The following is a 24690-nucleotide window of genomic DNA, read 5'->3' as shown; positions in this document are numbered from 1 at the left end:
GATGCTGGCAAACCCAAGATCGTCGCGATTGTCGCAACGATGCGAAAACTGCTGACCATTCTCAACGCCATCATCAGGGATCAAAAACCATGGCAAGACGCTTGACGAACAAGACAGTCGCTCATTCCCGTGTGCTTGTCACGGGAATCTAGCAAACGCGCGTCTGCGCGGCCGGGGGAAAACTTGTTTCAGCCCAAAGACTTGGGCTGGGACTGGATCCCTGTGACAAGCACAGGGAAGAGGGAGATTGTGGTGACCGTCTTCGCGTAAAAGCCAGTGATAGTCGGAGCGGCTGACATTTCCCTGGCGTCATCCTCGCCCTTGTGGCGAGGATCTAACCACGCCAACCGCATCAGTTTCGCTCAATGATAGGTGATTGGATCCTCGGGACAGGCCCGAGGACGACGCAAGAGTGCGGGGACACCGATCCGCACCAATCGACCGTTTGCGCACCCACCGAGCCAGCATAAAACAAAAAGGCCGAAGCATCACGCCTCGGCCTTTATATTTTCAGTCACCTCGGCCAAGCGGCACGTCGCCGCCCTGCCCTTTGCGCTCTGTTATTCGATATCGAACGAAACGCCCTGCGCCAGTGGCAAGGCCTTTGAGTAGTTGATGGTGTTGGTTGCGCGGCGCATATAGGCCTTCCACGCATCCGAGCCGGACTCACGGCCGCCGCCGGTTTCCTTTTCGCCACCAAAGGCGCCACCGATTTCCGCGCCTGACGTGCCGATATTGACGTTGGCAATACCGCAATCCGAACCATCGGCCGACAGGAAGCGTTCCGATTCCTGCAGGTCACGGGTGAAGATCGACGACGACAGGCCAGCGGAAACGGCATTGTGATCATCGATCACAGCGTCGAAATCGCTGTACTTCATCACGTAGAGAATAGGTGCGAAGGTTTCTTCCAGCACAGGACCGTCCTGCTTTGGCATTTCCACCAGAGCGGGCTTGACGTAATAACCGTCAGCGGCGCCCGTATCGACACGCTCACCACCCAGAACCGTACCACCGTGGTTCTTGGCTTCGCCCAGCGCCTTCTGCATGCCGTCAAAGGCTGCCTTGTCGATCAGCGGACCAACCAGCGAGGATGTTTCCAGCGGGTTGCCGACGGAGACCGAGCTGTAGGCTTTCTTGAGGCGTGGAACGAGTTGGTCGTACACGCTGTCATGCACAAACAGACGACGCAGGGTCGTGCAGCGCTGGCCAGCTGTGCCCATGGCGCCAAATGCGATGGCGCGCAGTGCCATGTCGAGATCGGCAGATGGGCAAACGATACCGGCATTGTTGCCGCCGAGCTCCAGAATGGAACGGGCGAAACGCTTGGCAAGACGCGGACCAACCTCGCGGCCCATGCGGGTGGAACCGGTGGCAGACACAAGCGGCACCTTCGGGTGGTCAACCAGTGCTTCACCGACAAAACGATCGCCAATCAGCACCTGGCTCAGCCCCTCTGGCGCATCGCCAAAACGGGCAACGGCGCGCTCAAAAATGCCCTGAACGGCAAGCGCCGTCAGCGGCGTCTTTTCAGACGGCTTCCACACCACAGAGTTGCCGCAGACCAGCGCCAACGCCGCATTCCACGACCAGACAGCGACCGGGAAGTTGAAGGCGGAGATAACGCCAACGACACCGAGGGGATGCCAGGTTTCCATCATGCGGTGGCCGGGACGTTCCGTGGCAATGGTCAGGCCATAAAGCTGGCGGGACAGACCCACTGCGAAATCGCAGATGTCGATCATTTCCTGGACTTCACCGAGACCTTCGGACGGGATCTTGCCGGCTTCCAATGACACCAGTCGACCAAGATCGGTCTTGAAGGCGCGCAGTTCCTCACCCAGCAGGCGAATAAGTTCGCCACGGCGTGGTGCCGGCACCAGACGCCATGTCTTGAAGGCAGCATCAGCCTTTTCAACCACCTTTGCCACCTCAGCGACGGACACGGTCTTGAGGTCTGCAACTTTTTGGCCGGTAACCGGGCTGAAGGATGGCATGTTACCGCCAGTGTAAAGGCTGGACGAAACGCCCATCTTTTCCAGCAGGTTTGCCGCTTCCTTTACCACATCGATTTTCTGGGTTGCTGCGTCCATTTTAAGCTCCATTTTCCCCGCAGTGGCGGCGCTTCATCCATACTGGCGAAAACACTCTGCCCTGCACTTCAATTTTCGGTCTTCTTTACCGTGTCGCGGGCCTGAACAGGCCAAAGCCTGTTATCTGCAACGGGCCTTGGCTGTTTGTTTTACGCATCTCGTTATTGCAAAACCCATGGATTTTACACGACATGCTGTCGTTTCCCACTTGACGAAAAGTGCCAGTTTATTCTTTCTCGTAATCATATACGCCAGGATTGACCGGTTTCAAATGACGAAACCAATTATGTTGATGCGAGATCGGAATAATGGACCCCAGACGCCGCCTGATACCTGACATCGTGACCTTACAGGCTTTCGAGTGTGCGGCACGGCATGGCAACTTCACACGGGCCGCCGAAGAACTGAACCTGACACAGAGTGCCATCAGCCGCCAGATCCGTGACCTGGAAGCGCAAACCGGCATGCAGTTGTTTGAGCGCATCAGGCGGCGCGTGGTGCTGTCACAGGCCGGACGCAAGTTTTTGCCCGATGTGCAGCGCCTTTTGCAGCAGTCCGAACAGTTGATGGTGCGCGCTGTTGCGTCAGGCGAATCCGGCTCTGCGCTGTCGATTGCCTCCCTGCCGACCTTTGGCAGCCGCTGGCTGATGCCGCGTCTCAACAAGTTCATCGAGAGCCACCCCGATACGGTCATCACCGTTGCGTCGCGTTCGCACCCATTTGATTTTGACGAGGAAGGGTTTGACCTTGCCATTCATTATGGACAGCCGGTCTGGGCGCATGGCACCTGCACCTTTCTGTGCAATGAGGTGATCCTGCCTGTGGCCAGCCCTTCCCTGTTGGCGAAGGCGAACATCGCCAACCCTACTGACCTGCAGACCATGCCGCTGTTGCACCTGACAACCCGGCCCAAACTGTGGTCGGAATGGTTCGAGATGAGCAAGGTGACTGCGGAAAATGCTTTTCGCGGCAACCGTTTTGACCAGTTCTCCATGGTGATAGAAGCGGCAGCCAGCGGCATGGGCATTGCCCTGCTGCCGCGTTACCTGATTGAGGCCGAGCTGGCATCGGGCCGGTTGCAGGTGCTATTTGACCTGCCTTTGACCACGGACAACAGCTATTACATTGCCACCCCCGAGGGTCGGCAGGACAACATGCTGGCGCGCGCCTTCCAGACATGGCTGCTGAGTGAGGTCAGTCGCTAGGGGCCGCCACAGGCCGCCCCGTAGACACTATGTTGCTGGAAGGTTCAGGCCCTGGCGCCAAAGGCAGTCAAAAGGAAGTTGGCGGCGATCACCGCTCCGTCCTGCGAAATTGTGTGGCCAACACCGGGCAGCGTGTGCAACTCGGCACTGACGCCCGCCTTGGCCAGCGCTGCCTTTGCCTTTTCACTTTCTGCAAATGGCATGACGTGATCGGCCGTGCCGTGAATGAGCGACAGGCGTGTGGTTTCCGACGGAGCATAGGGTTCCGGTGAGGCAAGCCTGCCGGAAAATGCAACGACCGCCGCCACAGGCCATCGGCCGGAAGCCACCGCATCCAGCGCCATGATGGACCCTTGCGAAAACCCGACCAGCGCCACGCGGTCGAGGTTGCTCGTCAGCGCGTGGCGGGCAATAATATCGCCCAGCACCTGATCAAAGGCCGCACGCGCCTCCACGACACGCTGTGGTCGGTTTGCTTCTGTCACGCCATCGATACTGAACCACTGGCGACCCGGGCCATTGCCAAAGCTGAATGGCGCGTCCGGACTTTCAAAATCCATGTCCGGTGTAGACTGGCGCAGAAAACTGCCAAGCGGCGCGAGGTTAGCACCATTGCTGCCAACACCGTGCAGGCCAATGATCAGTTTGCGTGTGGAATTGGATGTCATGACAACCTCCCTCAGGATAGCGAAACCGGTGCCAGACCCGGCAGATCAGGGCCAACAGGCACAATCTGCGTTGGGTTGAGCGCCTTGATCGAATAATAGCCGCGCTTGATGTGGTCGATACTGACGGTTTCGCGCACGCCGGGCACATCAAGGATGCTGCGCTGGAAAGCGCTGAGGGCCGGATAATCGGCAATGCGCTTCAGATTGCATTTGAACAGACCGTAATAGGCCGCATCAAACCGTACCAGCGTTACGAACAGGCGGATATCGGTTTCGGTGACCGTGTCACCGAACAGGAACGGACCCTTACGCTCAAGGCGGGTTTCCAGCTCACCCAGCGTTTTGAACACATCGGCAAAGGCCTCGTCATAAGCGCTTTGTGTGGTGGCAAAACCGGCGCGGTACACACCATTGTTGAGGTTGGGGTAAATGCGCTCGTTCAGCGCATCGATCTCGGCGCGCAAATGCGGCGGGTACAGATCAACCGAATTGTCGGCCAGATCCCCAAAACCGGAATTCAGCATGCGCAGAATATCCGCAGATTCATTGTTGACGATGGTGGCTGTCTGTTTGTCCCACAACACAGGCACGGTGGCGCGGCCGGTGTAATGCGGATCTGCGCTGGTATAGATCTGATGCATATAGGACTTGCCGTTGATCTCGTCGCGGTTTGCACCGGGATAGTCACCAAAACGCCAGCCTTCATCCGAGATGGAAGGCTCGACGACTGAAACGGAAATCACGTCCTGCAGTTTCTTGAGATTGCGGCCAATCAACGTGCGTGATGCCCAGGGGCAGATCAGCGCGACATAGAGATGGTAACGACCGGCTTCTGCCTTGAAACCACCCTCACCTGTCGGGCCTGCTGAACCATCCGCAGTGACCCAATGACGGAACCCGGATGTCTGGCGCACGAAACCGCCGTTGGCATCCGTCGCCTGAACAGGGTGCCAATCTGAAGTCCATTTTCCGTCGACAAGCATGTTAAGATCCTCATTCGGTCATCTGATGGGATCGTTATGAAGCCATAGGCTTAATGGCAACAAGCCACGCATTTGTTGACGCACTGTAACCGATCAGAACGTTTTCAGGAATAACGATTGAGACTGTCGCCGGTTCACAGCCGATTGCGGAAGAACGGGTTCCAGCGCACGGTGCCCAGGCGGATTTTTTCACGGAACATGGTCAGCAGGCCAGCACCGGCAATAACCACCAGACCGGCGACCGCCAGACGGTCCGGATATTCGCCGAAAAACAGCGATCCAATCGCCACCGCCCAGAGGATTTGCGAATAATGCGAGGGCGCAATCTGGCTGGCTGGGGCAATCTTGGTGGCGATCAGCAGGGTAATCTGGCCGATGGCGGTAAAGGTGCCGATCAACGCAAACACACCGAAATATTTCAGTTCCGGCATCTGGAAGGTCGGGACCGAGGCAAGGCCGTTAAACAACAGGCCGTAGATCAACAGCACACCCATGATCGAGGTGCGTTTTTCCTTGCCCGCGAGAGAGCGCAGAAGCACGATGGTCAGGCCCGCCAGAAAGGCCACGGCAACCGCTGCGGCGTGGCCCAGATGCAGTTCGCGAAAACCGGGACGCACCACCATCATCACCCCGACAATGCCGGCGCAGACGGCGGCCCAACGCCAGATGCCGATATCCTCCTTCAGCACCAGCGCCGAGAGAATGGTAACGAACAGCGGCGACAGGAAGATCAGAGCATAGGCTTCGGCAAGTGGAATGGTGGTGAAGGCATAAATGCCGAGAATACCGGCCAGCAAGCCGGAAATCGCACGGCCATGGACTGCCCATGGGCGACTGATACGCCAGAACTCACGCCAGCGCTCGTCCTTCGGCTTGGTGAAGAAGATGATCGAGGCGGAAAACAAAATGCTGAAAAAGCCGATCTCAAACACACTGACCTTGCCGCCCAGCGATTTGATCAGGGCGTCTCCCCCCGAAAAGCTGGCGTAAGCAAGCAATCCCAGAAGAAAACCCGTATTCATTGGCAGACTTTCGACAGTGTCAGAACGTGATGAAGGCGAAAAATTGGGGCAGAATTGTATGCGCAGAGAAGATGTGCGGCCGAAGCAGGCACAGATATGTCGTTCTGCGGTACTCCCAACTGCCAGCAACCGCAAGGCTACCGGCGGCCGCTTTCGTTCGTTTATGAGATATTTTGCGGAAAGTGGGTTTTGAGGTTAATTCCGAGCCGGATTGCGGGCATTCACGACATCCAGCAGGATTTCTGCGGCGCGTTCACCAGGTGAACGTTCCGTGTGCAGGCGCTGCTGCACCAGCGCGTAACCTTCCAGCATGGCGCGGCGCTGCGTCGTGTCGGAAGATAAACGCTCCAGCCAGCGCACCATGGAACCGGGGCGCACCACCTCGTTGATATATTCTGGCACAACTGCGTAATCGGCGATCAGGTTCGGAAGCGCGCCTGTCCAGGTTTTGATACGTTTGCTCAGCATCGTAAACAGCCAGTCGGTCTTGTAGACCGATACGGTTGGCACACCGGCCAGCGCCAGTTCCAGAATGACCGTGCCGGATGCGGCAATGGCGGCATCTGCCTTGGCAAAGGACGACCATTTGAAATCGCTCTCGGCACTGATGGTCAGCTTGATGTTTTGCGGCCAGCTGGCGGCAAACTGCCGGACCAGCGCTTCGCGCCTCTTGACGGTCGGCAGTACAAATTCCGTATCGCCATTGCGCTCGACATAGGACTGCGCAGCCTGCGCGTATGCCGGCATCAGCTTGGAAATCTCGGCCGATCGTGAGCCGGGTAACAAAAGCACGGTTTTCGTCTGGTCCGCCCCTGCCTCCAGCCTCTGATTGCGCTCATTGCGCACGGCGAGCAGGTTGGGTTCAACGCTCAGGCGATGGCCGACAAAAGTGGTTGTCGGGCCGCCGAGGCGCTGCATGACCTCAGGCTCAAACGGCAATACCGCCAACACATGGTCGACATAGGCCAACATCGCCTGCGCGCGGTATTCCTTCCAAGCCCAGACGCTTGGGCAGACGTAATTGACCACTGGCAGGGATGGCAAAGCGGCGCGCACGCGTTTTGCCACGCGGTGGGTAAAATCGGGACTGTCGATGATCAGCAGGACATCGGGTTTTGCGGCGATAATCGCATTGGCCGTCTGCTTGATGCGCGACAGAAGTTTGGGCAGCTTGGCCAGCACCTGCGTGAAACCCATGATCGACAGTTCGGAAAAGTCGAACAGCGAGTTCAGGCCTTCCGCCTCAAGTGCGTCACCGCCAACACCCACCAGTTCAATCGTACCGGGATATTGTAATTTTAGGGCGCGGATCAGGTCGGCGCCCAACAGGTCGCCCGAGACTTCACCGGCAATGACGCCAACCTTGAGTGTATCGCTCATTCCTTGAAGTCTCCGCCCAGCGACATATCGATGCCGCATACAAATATGCCTGCCTGATCGGCATCTCTCAACATGGTTTCGCGGTCGAGAACCAACGAGCGCCCCGCTTCTACCGCAATACCGGCAAGACCGGCTTTGGCAGCATTGGCAATGGTTGAGGGTCCGATGGTTGGCAGATCTGCGCGTACATCCTGCTGCGGTTTGCAGAGCTTGACCAGCACGCCCTTGCGACGCTGCGAGATACGGCCATTGGCACGCAAGTGCGCCACACGCTCCAGCATGGCATCCGTGCCTTCAACACCTTCCAGCGCGACGATACGGCCACCAACGGAGACAGCACCCTGCCCCACATCCAACAGACCAATGGTCTTGGCGGCATGCATGGCTTTGCGAATATCGTCCTGGTCGGCCTTGTCAGGCACCCTCGCACCCATTGGGCCAGTCACGGCCAGCAGGCCGGGCACGATCTCATGGGCGCCCAGCACGCGGCAGCCCTGCGCCTCGATGAGTTTCATCACCATTTGCAGCACGGCGTCATCACCCTTCGCCAGAAGGGTTTTGATGACGGACGGAATTTTCAAGAGAGATTTGAGGTTGGGATGGATTTCACGCCATTCCGGACGACGTTTTACGCCGCCCGACAGCACGACACGGCCGATGCCGTTGTTTTTGAAAATCCGCTCAAGGCCTGCGAGATCACCGACGCCGATAATCTCGCTCTCATAGCCATCCCAGTTCAGATCGGCTTCATTCTTCAGGCGCACGATGAAGGGGCTTTCCCCTTCATCGACGGCTGCCTTTGCCACATAATGGGGCAACAGACCGCTTCCTGCGATAATGGCCAGCCGATCACCGCTTGCCACGGTTATTTGCCTCTGAATGGCGACGACAGGGCCCGGTCGCTATCCGCGCCGATAAAATCAAGAATTTCGATGACCTGCGGGCAATCCAGATATTCATCACGGATGGCGGCCGCATTGGCACGCGCGGAGCCCTCGCCTTCGAAGATCGCCTTGTAGGCGCGACGAACGCGGTGCACTTCGGAACGCTCGACACCTGAGCGGGTCATGCCAACGACGTTGAGGCCGCTCAGCACGCCGGGGTTGCCGTTCAGCATGCCATAGGGAATGACATCATAGCTGACCGCCGAGAGACCGCCGATAAACGCCTGTCTGCCAATGCGGGTGAACTGATGCACGGCGCTGCCGCCGCCCAGAATGGCGCGGTCACCAACGGTGACGTGGCCAGCCAGCATGACATTGTTGGACAGGATGATGTTGTTGCCCAGACGGCAATCATGCGCGACGTGCGAATAGGCCAGGAACAGATTGTTGTCGCCAACAATCGTGGTGCCGCCATGTTCCACCGTGCCGGTGTTCATGGTCACGCCTTCGCGGATCGTGCAGTTGTCGCCAATCACCAGCGTCGTATCAACGGCGCTGTGATGGGCACTTTGCGAATCGCCACCAATCACCGCCGACGGCCAAATGATGGTACCCTTGCCAACCGTGGTTCTGCCGAGAACCACGACATGGCTCACCAGCTGCACGTTATCACCCAGCACAACTTTCGGGCCTACATGGCAAAATGGTCCGATGGACACATTTTCACCGATGACGGCTCCATCTTCGATGAATGACATCGCATGAATTTTGGCTGAAGCGGCAATAACACTCATTGCTGGCCCTCTGGCACCATCATCGCGCCGATGTCGGCTTCAGCAACCAGAACGCCATCAACCTTGGCATCGCAATGGAACTTCCAGACATTGCCGCGCTGCTTCTGCTTGACGACGTGGAACTCCACGCGGTCACCCGGCACAACCGGCTTGCGGAAACGGGCATTGTCGATGGTCATGAAATAGACCAGGTTGCCGCCGCCGCCCTGCTTGCGCGAGCAGATCGCACCTGCGGTCTGCGCCATGGCTTCCACCAGCAGAACGCCTGGCATGATCGGCTGGTCAGGGAAGTGACCGGTAAAATGTGGCTCGTTGACCGTCACGTTCTTGATGCCGATGGCGGAGTTGTCGCCATCAATCTGCACAATACGGTCAATCAGCAAAAACGGATAACGGTGCGGCAAAAGCCGCATGATTTCCTTGATATCCGCGGATCCAAGCGTAATCCCCTCGCCATCAGCCATTTTTTTCTCCTGTTTTTTTATCTCTTTCATCCGCCCGGGCCAAAAGCTCGGCCATATCACGCAGATATTGTTTCATAGGACGTGCGGGTGCGCCGCCGTAACGAGCACCGGCCGGGACATCAGCCATCACACCGCTCATCGCAGCAATCTGCACGCCGTCTCCAATAGAAATATGACCATTGATGCCAGCGGCACCACCGATCATCACGCCGTCACCGATACGGGTGCTGCCGGCAATGCCAACCTTGCTGACGATGCCGCAATGGCGGCCGATACGCACGTTGTGGCCAATCTGGACCTGATTGTCGATCTTAGTGCCTTCACCAATCACCGTGTCATCCATGGTGCCACGGTCGATGGTGGTGTTGGCGCCCACCTCAACATGATCCTGAATGATAACGCGGCCAACCTGCACGATCTTCAACATGCCGCGCGGGCCTGGTGCGTAACCGAAGCCGTCCTGGCCGATACGCGCACCATTGTGCAAAATGACATTGTTGCCAATCAGGGCGGCCAGAACGCTGGCGCCAGCTGCAATCGTGCAATTGCGGCCGATTTTGACATCAGAGCCGATGATGGCCCCTGCACCGATTCGGGTACCGGCACCAATATTGGCGCGCGCGCCGATAACGGCCATCGGCTCGACAATTACGCCCTCTTCCAATCGTGCAGTCGGATCGACATGCGCGGCAGGCGAAATATCGCCGACAACGTCGACAACCGGCGACGGCTGCATGGCAATGGGATGCAGAATTGCACCGGCATTGGCAAAGGCCGTGTGGGGCACCTTGGTCAAAAGAGCAGGAATATGTGCGGGAATGAGGCTTTTCAGCGCGACATCACAAATGATGGCTGCAGCATTGGATGTTTCAAGCTCGGCCCGGTTCTTACGCGACAGGATGTAACAGACCTGATCAGGCGCAGCACGATAAACCGGAGCTACCGAACGAACGATACGTTCACCCTCGTTCGGTTCCGAGAGTTCCGCCCCAAGCATTTCAGCCAGTTTGGCCAGCTTAATCCCATCATGGGGCGGAAAAAATTCATTATAGTCCATCAACAGGGAACTCCAGAACAGTTCAAACTCGCAGTTCTGGACTGCCGATATCAGAAGTTGTTCGAGATTCCAAACCGGAAACGCTGTTCCTGGTCATAGTCTTCCTTCATGAACGGTACTGCGTAGTCAACACGCAGTGGTCCAAAAGGCGATGCCCAGATCACACCAATACCGGCAGATGCACGCAGCGAGCTGCTTTCACCTTCGGAAGCGTAGCCAGTCTTGTTGCCGTACAGCGTACCAGCGTCGGCATAAACCGCGCCGCGCAGACCGACGTCTTCAGGAATACCCGGCATTGGGAACGTTGCTTCAGCCGAAACGGTGAAGTAGGTCGTGCCGCCAATCGAGTCGCCATCGATACGTGGACCGATACCGTCGTTTTCGAAGCCGCGGATCTGGCGTCCACCGATCTTGAACTGGTCGAAGACGTACAAATTGTCGCCAGTTGGAACAACGTAACCAGCAGCTGCGGTCAGAGAGCCGATGATGTCGAACTCGTCCGAAAGCGTGTGGTAATAACGCGCCTTACCGTAGATCTTGTAGTACTCGGAGTCACCGCCGATACCCGCAAACTCGTTGGTCAACAGTGCCTGCCAGCCGGAGCGTGGCGTCTGGCGGTCGTCCAACGTGTTGTAGTTGATCGTGTTGGAGATAACGGACTGGGTCCACTTCTCGCCAGTGATCAGGTCCTTGTATGGCTGTGCCAGGTTGGTACCAGACTGCCAATCGCCATCACCCGTGTACTTGAAGTCCTTGTAGGTGTAGCGGAAGGTTGTTGCCAACTCTTCGGTGATTGGAGCTGTTACGCGAAGCGTGAAGCCCTGCTCTTGGTAATCGTAGTAGTCTTCGCTCGAGCTCTGGCTGCGGAACACGTCGAAACCAGCTGCCAGACGGTAACCGAGGAAATAAGGCTCGGTGAACGAAAGGTTGTAGGTACGAGCGTTGTCTTCACCAGCGCCGACTGCCAGACGAATGAACTGGCCGCGACCGAGGAAGTTCTTTTCTTCAACCGAGGCTTCGAGCAGAACGCCATCCGATTCGGAGTAACCTGCACCGATACCGAACGAACCTGTTGGCTGATCTTCAACATCAACAACGATCACGACGCGGTCAGCAGCGCTACCCGGAGCTGTGGAAATGTTGACGTTGGCGAAGTAACCAAGAGCTTCAAGACGACGCTTGGCAGCAGTTACAACCTGCTGGTTGAACGCATCGCCTTCGCTGATGTCGAATTCGCGACGGATAACGTAGTCACGTGTACGGGTGTTGCCACGGATTTCGATACGCTCAACGTAAGCGCGCTCGCCCTGATCAACGATGTAGGTCACGCCAATCGTGTTGGTGCCGAAGTTACGGTCACCACGTGGCGTAACGCGTGCAAACGGATAACCGGCTGCAGCAACACGCTTGGAAATGGATTCCATGCTCTTCTGAACATTGGTGGCGCTGTAATGATTGCCTTCGCGGCTTTCCAGCAGACCCTGCAGTTCGCCGGAGTCAACGCCGTCAACTGTCGATTCGACCGCAACAGGACCGAAGTCGTAACGTGGGCCTTCTTCAACCGTAACGGTGATTGTGTATTCGTTGGACTGCTCGTCCAGAACGGCTTCAGACGAAACAACGCGGAAGTCAGCATAACCACGGTCGTAGTAGAACTGACGCAGTGTTTCTTCGTCGGTGCGCAACTTGTCTTCGCTGTAAACGTCCTTACGGGTCAGGAACGACAGCATGTTGGACTTCTTGGTCGACAGAACGGCTGCGAGGCGGCCGTCGCTGTAAGCCTTGTTACCAACGAAATCGATGCGTGCAATCTTGGTGCGCTCACCTTCGTTGATCACGAATGCGAGGTTAACGCGGCCTTCGCCAACCGTTACCGTCTGCGTCGTGACTTCAACGTCGCTACGACCGATTGCAGAATAAGCCTGCTTGATACGCTCGATATCAGCGGTTACCAGCGAAGGATCGTAAGGGCCGAGCGGCTGGGTCTGCACGACGCCAGACAGCTTGTCATCCTTGATCTTGCGGTTACCGTTGAAAACAACCTGGTTGACCAGCTGGTTTTCGCTGACAGTCACAACCAGTGTGCTGCCGGAAACGCTCATGCTGACGCCAGAGAAGTAACCCGTTGCGTAAAGACGCTTTACGGATTCATCGATATCAGCGTTGGAAAAGTTCTTGCCGGGTTGGATCGTGATGTTGGAACGAACGGCATCAGCCCCTGCCCGTTCAGCGCCACGCACATCCACTCTGTTAATAACAGCAGCGTTAGCAACACCCGAAGAAGCAAGCACTCCCACGCCCACAACCGAAGCAACACCAGCAGACAGCGCAACCGCCGATACCGCGTTCAAAAATCTTGAACCAGCCTTCATTTTCACTTCTTACCTTTTCCCGTTGTCCCTCAGCGGGCAGAACCCGACTCCGGCCATCTGCGTCGTTTTACCTGCTTTTCCTCTACAAGCAAGCGCCAACGTTAATTTCTGTTTACTTCGTCGCTTCGCGTGACCAAATCGCCACGACGGCGTGAAAACATAGTAAACAATCGACTAACAAAACTACTTAAATACGCACCTTACCCGAGCAAGCTGCTGATATCATTCCATGTCGCAAATACCATAAGGCTGAAAATCATGGCAAGCCCTATCCTAAAAGCAACTTCCTGTGCGCCAGCACCCAATGGCCGCCCCCGCACTGCTTCGACCGCATAGAATACTAAGTGGCCGCCGTCCAGAACCGGAACAGGCATAAGGTTAAGCAAGCCTATCGAAACCGACAGGACCGCCGCCAACTGGATAACTGCAGAAACACCTAGAGTTGCCATCTGGCCCGAAGCTTGTGCGACCCGCACAGGACCGCCCAATTGATCGGGTTTCATGCGACCCATGACGAGATTACCGATATAGCGGAATGTACCGGTGACGATCTGTCCGGTCTCGCGCACGCCCTCACCCAGCGCTTCGATTGGCGTGTAGGTAATATGGCGGAAATTGCCGCTATCCTGGTTGGTTACGATGCCAATGATGCCCAATTCGATCTTGTTGCCGAACTGGTCGGTCGTGTCGGTGCGCTCCGGCACCATCTTCAAAACCTGCTGCTGGCCACCACGCTCGATCGTCACATCGACCTGCGAACCAGGACGAATGCTGATGTAGCGACGCACGTCCTCGAAGGTTGCAACGCGGTTGCCATCAAGCGCGATAAGGCGGTCACCTGGCAAGACACCGGCGACGGCCGCGGCACTGTTTTCGCGCACTTCAGCCACGACAGGATCAGCAACCGTGCGACCGTAAATCCCGAACATGACGGCAAAGATCGCGATGGCGAGAATGAAGTTGGCGATGGGACCGGCGGCAACAGTCGCCGCTCTTTTCCACAGTTTTGCGCCGGCCAGCGTCTGGCCGCGCTCTTCTAGCGACATTTTGGACAGGCCATCGCTGTCCGGTTTGCTGGCTGCGTCTTCATCGCCGAAGAATTTTACATAGCCGCCAAGCGGAATTGCGCAGAGTTTCCAACGCGTGCCGTGCTTGTCAGTGTAGCCGAGAAGTTCTGGGCCGAAACCGACGGCAAAGGCGGTTACGCGCACACCAGACCAGCGACCGACGAGGTAGTGGCCCATCTCATGCACGAAAACCAGAACCGTGAGCACGAGGATGAACGGAACAATATAGCCCCCGAGGAAACCCAGCACCGACATCAGCACACTCATCATAACTTCCGTTCTTCACACGATTGCGAAATATCTGCGAATCAAAAGCCCAGCAGAAGCCCACCAGTAGAACCGGGTGCGTAACCGGTGTAGGCGGCATGGACAACCGCGATTACAAATACGGTAAAGCAGGCGAAAACAAGTCCGTCAACCCGGTCCATAACCCCGCCATGACCCGGGATCAAATGGCTGGAATCCTTCACGCCGAAACGGCGCTTGATAAATGATTCGAACAGATCACCGATCTGACTGAAGGCAGACAAGACCACGGCCAGCAAAATCACGCTGAAACTCAGCTCGCCCTTATAGGCAAAGGCCACGATACCACCGGCAATAACGGCAGAAACCGTACCACCAATCGCGCCTGACCAGGTCTTGCCGGGCGAGATGGATGGCGCAAGCTTTGGACCGCCAATCGCCCTGCCCACGAAGTAGGCCAGGATGTCGGTTCCCCAGACAACCGCGAAGATGAACAGCATCGACACGAGGCCGGGGAAATCATCGCCACGGATGGCTGCCAGCGAAATGCCGCTGAGGCCGGCGTAGACAATGCCGCCGACCAGCCACCAGTTCTTGCCGCGCAGAATGGGGAAAATCGTCGCCGTCAGGGTGAAACCACACAACAATGGCAGGTCGAGAGACGGTTCACCAAACAGTGTATTGCCGGCAATGACGGCAATGGCAAACCAGCCCCAGGAATAACCGGCAGGATTGGTCTCACCGAGCTTGGTGATCTTGGTCCACTCGTAATAGATCAACAGGGCAATAGCCGCCGCCACGAAACGGAAGATCATTCCGCCGTTCCATGTTGCGAACAGAATGACCGCAGCCATGACCAATGCGGAAACGATCCGCAGCTTGAGTTCACGGCTCATCAGGCACCAGCCACAGCAGCCTGCGCTGTCAATCCGCCAAAGCGGCGGTCACGCAATCTGTACTGCTCTAGGGCTGCCATGAAGTGTTGGCGATCAAAGTCTGGCCAGAAGTCCGGCACAAATACCAGTTCGGAATAAGCGGCCTGCCACAAAAGGAAGTTGGACAGACGCTCTTCGCCGCTGGTGCGAATAATCAGGTCTGGGTCTGGAATACCGGCCGTATCCAGCCGTGCAGAGATGCTGTCGGGTGTAATGTCGGCGGGAGACAGAAGTCCCGCAGCAACATCCCGCGCCATGCCAGCGACAGCACGCGCAATCTCATCGCGCGAGCCGTAATTAAACGCGATCACCAGCGTCAGCGCGGTGTTATTGCGTGTGGTTTCCTCAGCCTCCAGCAACAGAGACTTGATGTCCGAACCGAGATTTGTGCGTTCACCAATCACCCGAACGCGCACGTTCGAGCGATGCAGATCAGCCAGGTCGCGGCGGATGAACGCCTTCAGGAGGCCCAGGAGATCATTGATCTCGGCTTCCGGACGGCGCCAGTTTTCAGAGGAAAAGGCAAACAGGGTCAGATACCTGATGCCATAATCAGCAGATGCACGCACAACCTCGCGCACAGCCTCAACGCCTCGCTTGTGTCCCATGACACGAGGAAGGCCACGTTGCTTTGCCCAGCGTCCATTACCATCCATAATGATGGCAACATGCTCGGGAATAGAAGAACTATCAACGTTTGGCATGGGGATCCAAGTCAACAAATACGGACACGAAAAGCATTAAGACTGCAGTATAAGGAGGCTGTAAATACGCCATCAAACCTGCATGATTTCCTTTTCCTTTTCAGAAAGCAAGCGGTCGATATCCGTAATGGTATCATCCGTCATTTTCTGCACCTTTTCAGAAAGCGAACGGCTCTCGTCCTGGCCGATGTCGCCATCCTTTTCGGCTTTTTTCAGGTCGTCCATGCCGTCACGGCGAACGTGGCGAATAGCGACCTTGGACTTTTCCGCATAATCATGCGCGACCTTGACGAGCGACTTACGGCGCTCTTCGTTCAGCTCAGGCAGAGGAATACGCAGGTTCTGACCGTCAACGATCGGGTTCAGGCCGAGGTTGGATTCGCGGATGGCGCGGTCAACAGCACCAACCATGGTTTTGTCCCAGATGGACACGCCAAGCATGCGTGATTCTGGAACGGTAATGTTGGCCACCTGATTGAGCGGAACACGCGAACCATAGGCATCAACTGTTACCGGATCAAGAATGTTGGCCGAAGCACGGCCCGTACGCAGGGACGCGATATCGCTCTTGAATGCGTTAATTGCGCCATCCATACGACGCTTGATGTCATTAAGGTCAACACCACTCATTTTTCACTCCATCTTTTTCAGGCAGCAAAGGCAAAATTCCGGAATACGGAATCACCTCACACTGATTATTTATCGTGCACGATGGTCTTGCGGCCGCCGCCGGTCAATATCTGTGCAAAACCGCCCTTCTCGTGGATCGAGAAGACGATGATCGGAATATGGTTCTCACGGGCCAGTGCAACGGCTGCAACGTCCATCACCGCCAAGCCCTTGGCAAGAACCTCGGAATGCGTCAGTTCGTCAAAGCGGGTCGCGTCCGGAACCTTCTTCGGATCGGCAGAATAGATGCCGTCCACCTGCGTGCCCTTGAAGATGGCCTGTGCGCCCATTTCCGCTGCACGCAGTGCGGCAGCCGAGTCGGTGGTGAAGAACGGGTTGCCTGTGCCACCTGCAAAGATCACAACGCGGCCAAGCGACAGATGGTAGAGCGTCGCACGCTGCGAGAAGCTCTCACAGATCTCAGGCATGGCAATAGCCGACAAGACAACGGTGTCGATATCGAGCTTGCGCAGCGATGTCGCCAGCGCCAGCGCGTTGATGACGGTTGCCAGCATTCCCATATGGTCGCCGGTGACGCGGTCACCACCCTTGGAAGCCACGGCCACGCCGCGGAAAATATTGCCGCCGCCGACCACGACGCCAACCTCGACACCCATAGCGCGGGCCTCGGCAATATCAGAAGCAATACGGTCGACGATATTCACGTCAATACCGAACCCCTGATCCCCCATCAGGGCTTCGCCAGACGCTTTGAGAAGAACACGGTTATAAAGCGGTTTGGGAGACATTGTTGATCCTTCGCAATCTATCCGAAACGCCGATACACGAAGGGCACCGCGTTGTCACGCGATGCCCTCAGCTTTTTCACTGTTTGGTGAAGAGGCAATCAGCCTTTTGCAGCCGCTGCAACTTCAGCAGCGAAGTCGCTTTCTTCCTTTTCGACGCCTTCGCCGAGCAGAAGACGAACCATGCCGGTCACTTCGATTTCGGCGCCAGCGAGCTTTTCAGCGTCCTTGACAGCCTGGCCAACGGTGATGTCCGGGTTGACAACGAAAGCCTGCGACAGAAGAGCAACTTCTTCGAAGAACTTGCGCATGCGGCCTTCAACCATCTTTTCGATGATGGCTTCTGGCTTGCCGGATTCACGGGCCTGCTCGATGAATACGTTGCGTTCGCGCTCTGCAACAGCAGCGTCAACTTCTTCAGAACGGATAGCAAGCGGGTTGGTTGCAGCAATGTGCATGGCAACCTGACGGCCAACAGAGTTCAGAACTTCCTTGTCGCCAACAGACTTCAGAGCAACCAGAACGCCCAGCTTGCCGATGCCGTCGCCAGCAGCGTTGTGGATGTAGGTTGCAACAACGCCGTGCTCAACTTCGAGAGCAGCCGAACGACGCAGGGTCATGTTTTCGCCAATGGTCGCGATAGCGTCCTTGAGCGAGTCGGAAACAGACTTGCCAGTTGCAGGGTAGTTGGCGGAAGCAACTGCCTCAACAGTGCCATCGGTTGTCAGAGCAACCTGCGCAATACCGCGAACGATGTCCTGGAAGGCATCGTTACGGGCAACGAAGTCGGTTTCAGAGTTAACTTCAACGACAACAGCCTTATGGCCGATCGTTGCAATGCCAACGAGACCTTCAGCAGCGGTACGGCCAGACTTCTTGTCAGCCTTGGCGATACCCTTGGCACGCAGCCAATCGATAGCGGCTTCCATGTCGCCATTGGTTTCGGCCAGAGCCTTTTTGCAATCCATCATGCCTGCGCCGGACTTCTCGCGCAGTTCCTTTACCATTGCGGCTGTGATTTCAGTCATTGTGTGCCTCTTGTCGCTTCAGTCGGTCAACCGGCGGAATCACGCGGCACCGACGCCAAGTTTTGGAACGAATGTCCCGGTATTATGACAGCGTGATGAAAAACCCATCACGAAACTTTATCAGCTCGCCCTGCCCCGAAAACTCAAAGGACAGAGCGGGCTTAAACAAACAAGGCCGTCGACCTGACGGTCAGAAACGGCCTTGCGCATCCTGATTGTGAAAGGCGACCCTAAGGTCGCCCAACGGCCTTAATATCAGGCGCCTGCTTCGTCTTCGAGAGCTGGCTCAACTGGCAGCTCCTCGGAAGCGCCGAGGTCACGGCCCGAAGCGCCCTGCTGGCGTGCGATGCCGTCGATGGCAGCGCGAGCGATCAGATCGCAGTACAGCGCGATTGCGCGGGAAGCGTCGTCGTTACCTGGGATCGGGAAGTCGATGCTATCCGGATCGCAGTTCGAGTCGATGATTGCAACAACCGGAATACCAAGACGCTTGGCTTCTTCGATTGCGATCTTTTCCTTGTTGGTGTCGATGATGAACATCAGGTCTGGGGTGCCGCCCATATCGCGGATACCGCCGAGAGCCTTGTCGAGCTTTTCGCGCTCGCGCTCAAGGTTCAGACGCTCTTTCTTGTTGTAGCCAGAGCCTTCCGAATTCAGGATCTCGTCGAGCTTGCGAAGACGCTGGATCGAGTTGGAGATCGTCTTCCAGTTGGTCATCATACCACCGAGCCAACGCGAGTTGACGTAGTACTGAGCCGAACGCTTTGCGCTATCTGCGATGATGTCGGAAGCCTGACGCTTCGTACCAACGAACAGAACGCGGCCGCCACGAGCAACGGTGTCGGACACGACCTGAAGGGCGCGCGACAGCATCGGAACGGTCTGGGCCAGGTCGATGATGTGAATGTTGTTACGATCGCCGAAGATGTACGGCTTCATTTTCGGGTTCCAGCGGTGTGTCTGGTGACCGAAGTGAATGCCCGCTTCCAAAAGCTGGCGCATAGAAAAATCTGGCAATGCCATGCCTGTAACTCCTTTTCCGGTTTAACCCCCGCGAAGCGAACAGCACTGTTTTAAAGAGTGCCACCGGGCGGAACGAACCGGATTTCTCCCGGAACATCCCAAGCTTCGCGTGTGGAATGGTGTGGCGCATACCGCTGCTTCACGAAAAAAGCAAGCGAATAAGAGAGAATTTCAACACAACAGGTGCCTGAACTGCGTTTGTTACACGCTTTTCAGGCACGCCTATGTCATTTCTGGGTTTGCTTGTCGCAGGAAGCCGTTTCGAGGATATCGAGCTTTTTCAGCTTGCCGGTCAAAACAAAGTCACCGTAATCGAGAACCAGATCACGGGTAATGCCGTTTTCATAGAGCTTGAACGACATACGGTAGATCGGGAGCGCGTCCGTGCCGCTTTTGTCGTTGAAATAAGCAATGGTCACAGGCCAGAACGGCGCCTTGGAAAACTGGCCCGCCTCGCCTGCTTCCTTGTCATCCGACACAGGTGTCTGCGATTTACCAACCAGCGTCGAGGTGATCAGGCTTTCATCGCCATTGTCGGAACCGTCGAAAATGCGTGATTCGAACATGCGCTTGCCGGCGCGGGCATTGTCGATGACCTGCAGCATGTGTTCGGTCGGGAAGTCGCTGGCCACCAGATCGACCTTGCGGCTGTCGGGCCGCACCAGATCGACAACCGTGCCGGCGTCCGATTCGGCTGCCGAGCCGCCGACTTCCTTGTCCAGCTTATCGTCGGTGAACGACTTGGTGTCGAAGGTGAACTTTTTTGCGGCCGCGTCTTCAAACGTCGTCGTCTGCTGGTCGGTCATGCGCACGGCATCGCCGGTATTGATCTGGGTGACGAAACGGAAATCGGTTTTGTATCCCTGACATGCAGAGCCGGTAAACTCGTAGACCATGCGGCCGGACATGTCTTCAATGCCGGAACGATCGGTGGAATCGCGCAGCTCGAGATCATAAACCGCACGGTGGGCAATCAGGCCTGTCGCAGCAGTGCCAGGTATTGCTTGCGCCGCGCCTGCAATGGAGCCTGAAAGGCTGGCGACGAAAACAAACGCAATGTTGCGAACTAACATTCAATATCTCCTGTTGGACTCATCGCCCATATTGTAGAAAGCATGCGCCCGTCGCTTGGGATCGTCCATCCTGAATGCCGGATTCTTGTTCGTTTTACAACAAAACCGCGAGTCAAAAATGTCTGATGTCATTGAAGGGCGCCTTAAAGAGCTTGGTTATACACTGCCAGTTGCTGCGGCACCTGCGGCAAACTACGTTCCTTTCACCATCAGCGGCAATCTTCTTTATGTCTCCGGGCAATTGCCCATGGAATCAGGCAAGATTGCGGTGACCGGTCATGTGGGCCGAGATGTCGACGTGGCAGGTGCCCAGCGCGCTGCAGAACTGTGCGCCGTCAATATCATCGCACAGGTCAAAACCGCCCTTGATGGAGACCTTTCCAAAGTACGCCGCGTGGTCAAGCTGACCGGGTTCGTGGCCTCGGTTCCGGAATTTGTAGAACAGCACCTTGTCATCAACGGGGCTTCCAACCTCATTGGCCATGTTTTCGGTGAAGCGGGTAAACATGCCCGCGCCGCCGTTGGCGTTGCCTCCCTGCCCTTCAATGCTGCCGTCGAGATCGACGCAATCGTGGAAATAGACGTATGACCGTAAAGCTTGCCTTTCTGACAGCCCAGCCCGTCGCCCATCGCGGCTATCATGACATGAACCATCAGGTGTGGGAAAACACGCTGTCTGCCTTCAGCCGTGCCATTGAGGCCGGTTTTGCCATTGAGTGCGACGTGCAACTGGCAGCAGACAGTGTTCCCGTTGTTTTCCATGATGACGACATGGAGCGCCTGACCGGCATGAAGGGCGATGTGCGCGAAAAGACCTCCGCCGAGCTCGGGCTACTGTCGGTCGGCCAGACAAAGGACCGTATTCCAACCCTGAAACAGCTGTTGAAGCTGTGCGCCGGCAAGGTGCCGCTGGTCATCGAGCTGAAGGGCCGCGAAGGTGACGGCGTGGATGACGGTTTTGCCGAAGCCGTGCTGGAAGACCTTGAGGGTTATCAGGGCCCGGTTGCGCTGATGAGCTTTGACCACCACCTGCTGAAGGACCTGAAAAGGGCCGGTTCGCCATGGCCAATCGGCCTGACAGCAGAAGGTGACAAGCCGGAAGAGTTTTTCCGTCATGACGAGGCGATGCAGATCGGTATCGATTTCATTTCCTATCACTACGGTCATTTGCCCAACAGCTTCATCGAAGCGCAGCGCAAATTGAGCATTCCGGTAATTACCTGGACGGTAAGGGATGAAAATGCCCGTGCGATTACCTATAAATATGCAGACCAGATGACATTCGAGGGATTTGACCCTCGCGGTTCTGACCCACGAGAGAGCCAGTCGGCAAACGCATGAGCGAAGAATACTCCATCCGCATTGAACAATCCTTTGGCGATATCGACCCGGAAGACTGGAACAGGCTTTCCGGCGCGTCGAAAACAATGCGGATGGAACCTTATAATCCGTTCGTCTCCCATGCCTTTCTATCGGCCATGGAACAGTCCGGATCAGCCACCGCAGAAACCGGCTGGCTTGGCCACCATATGCTGCTGGAGCGCGGCGACGGCGTTCTCGTTGGCGCCATCCCCGCTTATCTCAAGAACCACAGCAAGGGCGAATATGTGTTCGACCATGGCTGGGCCGATGCTTTCGAGCGGGCTGGCGGCCACTATTATCCCAAGCTGCAATGTTCAGTGCCGTTCACGCCGGCAACCGGCCCGCGCCTGCTGACGGCAGGTGATGTCGATGCTGCCCGCTTCCGGCCGGTACTGGCCTCGGGTCTTCGTCAGGTCACGGAAAAGATTGGCGTTTCCTCCGCCCATGTCACCTTCACACCGGATGGTGACACACAGGCTCTGACGGATGCAGGTTTTCTGCATCGCACCGACCAGCAGTTCCATTTCATCAATACTGGGTTCCGCGACCATGCGGATTTTCTGGATGCGCTATCGTCGCGCAAGCGCAAGGACCTGAAGAAGGAACGCAAGGCGGCACTGGATAACGGCATCAGCATCGACTGGCTGACCGGCAGCGACCTGACCGAGGAAATCTGGGACCAGTTCTTTACCTTCTACATGGATACGGGCAGCCGCAAATGGGGACGCCCCTATTTGACCCGCAGCTTCTACTCGCTGATTGGTGAACGCATGGCGGATGACATCCTGCTTGTCATGGCCAAACGCGACGGGCGTTATGTGGCTGGCGCCATCAACTTCATCGGCTCCGATGCGCTGTATGGCCGTCATTGGGGCTGCATTGAAGACCACCCCTATCTGCACTTTGAGGTCTGTTACCATCAGGCCATCGATTTTGCGCTGTCACGCGGCCTGCAGCGGGTTGAGGCCGGTGCACAGGGCGAACACAAGCTGGCGCGCGGTTATACGCCAGTTACCACCCACTCGGCGCATTTCATTGCCCATGCCGGTCTGCGCAACGCCATTTCCGCCTATCTCGAACGAGAGCGCGAGGAAGTGGAGCAGATCAGCGACTATCTTGACGACCACAGCCCATTCCGCAAAGGCGAACGGCAGGAGTGAACCTTTAATCTCTAGGCCGTCTATTGCCCTTTATTTCATGAGGAGAGCTTCCAATGACCACCGGTTATGACGACAACAACATCTTTGCAAAAATCCTGCGTGGCGAAATTCCCTGCCACAAGGTTTACGAGGATGACGACACGCTGGCCTTCATGGATGTGATGCCACAGGCACCGGGTCACCTGCTGGTGATACCAAAGACCGGTTCGCGCAATTTGTTCGATGCTGACCCGGCCGTTCTGGCAAAGACCTTGCCTGTCGTGCAAAAGCTCGCCAATGCCGCAAAGGAGGCCTTTGATGCGGATGGCGTTTACGTCGCGCAGTTCAATGAGCCGGCGGCCGGTCAGACCGTGTTCCATCTGCATTTCCACGTCGTGCCACGCAAGGAAGGCGAGCCGTTGAAGCCACATTCCGGCACGATGGAGGATGGCGCTGTATTGGCTGCCAATGCACAGAAGGTGCGCGACGCACTGTAATCATCTCGGCGCATATCAATGCACCTGACAGAAAAACGAAAAGGCAGCTTCCCCCGGGGTAAGCTGCCTTTTTCATGCGCGGTATCAAATTCAGAAACCGATGAACAACAGCCCTGCAGTCAGCAGCAGGATCGACACTGCCACCCCCACCAGCACGCGCTGCCCCAAAAGCAGGAACGCTGCAAAACCGAGGCTTGCAGCACCAATGCGCAGCCACATCGGCGTTTGCTCCAGCGTGCCGGTTGGAAACACGATCAGCTTGGCCGTCACGGCCATGACAAGAGCGGTGGCAACCGCCCTCACCCAGTACAGCGCCTCAGAGCCCTCTTTCAGCCTGTTGCCGGCAATCACGCCAAGCCAGCGCCAGATATCGGTGGCAAGCCACCCGGCAACGGCAATCAGCAGATAAGGCCACCAGCCTTCCAGGGCGATCATGGTTCGATCTCCCCGGGTTGCGACTGGATCTTGCGGCGAAACCACCGGCGGTCAATGAAATAGGCCAGCGTACCGCCGCCCAGTCCGGCGTAGATGATGTCGAATTCCGGTTCGATCATCGCAAAGAGCGGGCCGGCGATCAGGCCGATGATAAAGGCGACCTTGACCACCGAATGGGTGGCCGACGCCCAGATGGAGGCCACGAAGTAGACCGGCGTCATGAAAAACAGCACGCCCGCCACCAGCGGCGGAAAGGACGCAACGATGCCGAAGGACACCGCCACGATCAGCGTATTGACCAGTGTCAGCGTGATGGCAAAACCGGCAAACCATGACACACGAAACGGACGCGGCACGGAATTGATGTTCTGGGTGGTGAACACCCAGGCGGTAATTGCCACGAAATGCGACAGAAACAGCAAAAGCCAGGTGGGTGTGCGTGAGGTTTTCAGGTCCGGCACGATGGAAGCGACCATCGGCATCATGCGCACGGAAGACAATGTCACCGCCAGGAAACATGCCGCCAGATTGGCACCGCCGAGCATCGAACCGATCAGGATCATCTTGGCTGGCAGTGCCCAGACGGTGAAGGTCATGAACACAGCCTGCTCACGGGTAAAACCGGATTCCAGGGCAAAGGCGCTAAAGCCAATGAAGGACGCCATGAGGATCATGGCGGGCAACGAGAATATCCCCTTCATTCCCTTGGCAAACCACAGGGCATGCGTACCCTGATTTACTTCCGCAGACATTGTCACGCTTTCATGGATCACAACCTGCTGCGCGCAGGTCAAAAAATGGTGGCCCGAATGTTTTGTGAACAGTGCCGGGCACATATAAAAAG

25 protein-coding genes and 1 pseudogene are annotated in these 24690 nt (G+C 56.7%); 6 read left to right on the top strand and 20 right to left on the bottom strand.

Annotated features, from left to right (window positions below; genetic code table 11):
* Positions 1-105: pseudogene (locus tag IB237_RS06820) on the top strand (IS110 family transposase); the annotation flags it as partial.
* A gap of 455 nt (positions 106-560) precedes the next feature.
* On the opposite strand, the gene IB237_RS06815 reads toward IB237_RS06820, so the two are convergent.
* Positions 561-2093, bottom strand: coding sequence for an aldehyde dehydrogenase family protein (locus IB237_RS06815; protein WP_192487788.1), 1533 nt, complete (start codon positions 2091-2093; stop codon positions 561-563).
* Between the two features lie 308 nt (positions 2094-2401).
* On the opposite strand from IB237_RS06815, the gene IB237_RS06810 reads away from it, so the two are divergent.
* Entirely contained in the window at positions 2402-3298 is an 897-nt protein-coding gene (locus tag IB237_RS06810) for a LysR family transcriptional regulator (RefSeq protein WP_192487787.1), read from the top strand.
* Between the two features lie 44 nt (positions 3299-3342).
* On the opposite strand, the gene IB237_RS06805 is transcribed toward IB237_RS06810, so the two are convergent.
* The 17 genes from IB237_RS06805 to IB237_RS06725 form a co-directional block, all read right to left on the bottom strand.
* A complete protein-coding gene (locus tag IB237_RS06805) occupies positions 3343-3966 on the bottom strand; it encodes an alpha/beta hydrolase (protein ID WP_192487786.1) in 624 nt (207 codons plus the stop codon).
* A gap of 11 nt (positions 3967-3977) precedes the next feature.
* A complete protein-coding gene (locus IB237_RS06800) occupies positions 3978-4949 on the bottom strand; it encodes a glutathione S-transferase family protein (protein ID WP_192487785.1) in 972 nt (323 codons plus the stop codon).
* A gap of 134 nt (positions 4950-5083) precedes the next feature.
* On the bottom strand, positions 5084-5971 hold the full coding sequence (locus tag IB237_RS06795) for a DMT family transporter (protein WP_192487784.1): 888 nt from the start codon (positions 5969-5971) through the stop codon (positions 5084-5086).
* Between the two features lie 195 nt (positions 5972-6166).
* Positions 6167-7351, bottom strand: coding sequence for a lipid-A-disaccharide synthase (gene lpxB / locus IB237_RS06790; protein WP_192487783.1), 1185 nt, complete (start codon positions 7349-7351; stop codon positions 6167-6169).
* Positions 7348-8214, bottom strand: a complete 867-nt coding sequence (locus tag IB237_RS06785; protein ID WP_192487782.1) for an LpxI family protein — start codon at positions 8212-8214, stop codon at positions 7348-7350. The genes lpxB and IB237_RS06785 overlap by 4 nt, the downstream gene beginning before the upstream one ends.
* A 2-nt stretch (positions 8215-8216) precedes the next feature.
* The gene (gene lpxA / locus IB237_RS06780) at positions 8217-9029 is read right to left on the bottom strand and encodes an acyl-ACP--UDP-N-acetylglucosamine O-acyltransferase (RefSeq protein WP_192487781.1); all 813 of its coding nucleotides are present in this window, start codon (positions 9027-9029) and stop codon (positions 8217-8219) included.
* On the bottom strand, positions 9026-9493 hold the full coding sequence (fabZ, locus tag IB237_RS06775) for a 3-hydroxyacyl-ACP dehydratase FabZ (RefSeq protein ID WP_192487780.1): 468 nt from the start codon (positions 9491-9493) through the stop codon (positions 9026-9028). Before fabZ ends, lpxA begins: the two co-directional genes overlap by 4 nt.
* The gene (gene lpxD, locus IB237_RS06770) at positions 9486-10550 is read right to left on the bottom strand and encodes a UDP-3-O-(3-hydroxymyristoyl)glucosamine N-acyltransferase (protein WP_192487779.1); all 1065 of its coding nucleotides are present in this window, start codon (positions 10548-10550) and stop codon (positions 9486-9488) included. Before lpxD ends, fabZ begins: the two co-directional genes overlap by 8 nt.
* A gap of 50 nt (positions 10551-10600) precedes the next feature.
* Positions 10601-12922 (bottom strand): outer membrane protein assembly factor BamA, encoded by a 2322-nt coding sequence (gene bamA / locus IB237_RS06765; protein WP_192487778.1) that lies wholly within the window; start codon positions 12920-12922, stop codon positions 10601-10603.
* Positions 12923-13122: 200 nt separating this feature from the next.
* Positions 13123-14256 carry an RIP metalloprotease RseP gene (gene rseP, locus IB237_RS06760; protein WP_371815245.1) on the bottom strand — a complete coding sequence of 378 codons (1134 nt, stop codon included), beginning with the start codon at positions 14254-14256 and terminating at the stop codon, positions 13123-13125.
* Between the two features lie 41 nt (positions 14257-14297).
* Positions 14298-15131 carry a phosphatidate cytidylyltransferase gene (locus IB237_RS06755; RefSeq protein WP_192487777.1) on the bottom strand — a complete coding sequence of 278 codons (834 nt, stop codon included), beginning with the start codon at positions 15129-15131 and terminating at the stop codon, positions 14298-14300.
* Entirely contained in the window at positions 15131-15874 is a 744-nt protein-coding gene (locus IB237_RS06750; protein ID WP_192487776.1) for an isoprenyl transferase, read from the bottom strand. Before IB237_RS06750 ends, IB237_RS06755 begins: the two co-directional genes overlap by 1 nt.
* 72 nt (positions 15875-15946) lie before the next feature.
* Positions 15947-16504, bottom strand: a complete 558-nt coding sequence (gene frr / locus IB237_RS06745) for a ribosome recycling factor (RefSeq protein WP_192487775.1) — start codon at positions 16502-16504, stop codon at positions 15947-15949.
* A gap of 65 nt (positions 16505-16569) precedes the next feature.
* Complete coding sequence (gene pyrH, locus IB237_RS06740) at positions 16570-17292, bottom strand: UMP kinase (RefSeq protein ID WP_192487774.1); 723 nt, start codon at positions 17290-17292, stop codon at positions 16570-16572.
* Positions 17293-17390: 98 nt separating this feature from the next.
* On the bottom strand, positions 17391-18317 hold the full coding sequence (tsf, locus tag IB237_RS06735) for a translation elongation factor Ts (RefSeq protein WP_192487773.1): 927 nt from the start codon (positions 18315-18317) through the stop codon (positions 17391-17393).
* A gap of 255 nt (positions 18318-18572) precedes the next feature.
* Entirely contained in the window at positions 18573-19340 is a 768-nt protein-coding gene (gene rpsB, locus IB237_RS06730) for a 30S ribosomal protein S2 (RefSeq protein ID WP_192487772.1), read from the bottom strand.
* 227 nt (positions 19341-19567) lie between these two features.
* Positions 19568-20413: a cell envelope integrity EipB family protein gene (locus tag IB237_RS06725; protein ID WP_192487771.1), complete on the bottom strand. Its 846-nt coding sequence runs from the start codon at positions 20411-20413 to the stop codon at positions 19568-19570.
* Positions 20414-20531: 118 nt separating this feature from the next.
* On the opposite strand from IB237_RS06725, the gene IB237_RS06720 reads away from it, so the two are divergent.
* Genes IB237_RS06720 through IB237_RS06705 form a run of 4 tightly spaced genes read left to right on the top strand, consistent with a single transcriptional unit; the run spans position 20532 to position 23411 of the window.
* Positions 20532-21002, top strand: coding sequence for a RidA family protein (locus IB237_RS06720; protein WP_192487770.1), 471 nt, complete (start codon positions 20532-20534; stop codon positions 21000-21002).
* Entirely contained in the window at positions 20999-21754 is a 756-nt protein-coding gene (locus IB237_RS06715; protein WP_192487769.1) for a glycerophosphodiester phosphodiesterase, read from the top strand. Before IB237_RS06720 ends, IB237_RS06715 begins: the two co-directional genes overlap by 4 nt.
* Positions 21751-22935: a GNAT family N-acetyltransferase gene (locus IB237_RS06710; RefSeq protein WP_192487768.1), complete on the top strand. Its 1185-nt coding sequence runs from the start codon at positions 21751-21753 to the stop codon at positions 22933-22935. The genes IB237_RS06715 and IB237_RS06710 overlap by 4 nt, the downstream gene beginning before the upstream one ends.
* A 53-nt stretch (positions 22936-22988) precedes the next feature.
* Positions 22989-23411, top strand: a complete 423-nt coding sequence (locus IB237_RS06705; RefSeq protein ID WP_192487767.1) for an HIT family protein — start codon at positions 22989-22991, stop codon at positions 23409-23411.
* 90 nt (positions 23412-23501) lie between these two features.
* Here IB237_RS06705 and IB237_RS06700 read toward each other — a convergent pair whose 3' ends face one another.
* Together IB237_RS06700 and IB237_RS06695 are read right to left on the bottom strand one after the other, a co-directional pair.
* Entirely contained in the window at positions 23502-23843 is a 342-nt protein-coding gene (locus IB237_RS06700; protein WP_192487904.1) for an AzlD domain-containing protein, read from the bottom strand.
* Positions 23843-24598: an AzlC family ABC transporter permease gene (locus IB237_RS06695; protein ID WP_246787661.1), complete on the bottom strand. Its 756-nt coding sequence runs from the start codon at positions 24596-24598 to the stop codon at positions 23843-23845. The genes IB237_RS06700 and IB237_RS06695 overlap by 1 nt, the downstream gene beginning before the upstream one ends.
* Between the last annotated feature and the right edge of the window lie 92 nt (positions 24599-24690).

Origin of the sequence: Agrobacterium sp. AGB01 (assembly GCF_014851585.1) — a bacterium.
Taxonomy (GTDB): Bacteria; Pseudomonadota; Alphaproteobacteria; order Rhizobiales; family Rhizobiaceae; genus Agrobacterium.
This window is presented reverse-complemented; position numbering and strand designations above follow the sequence as displayed.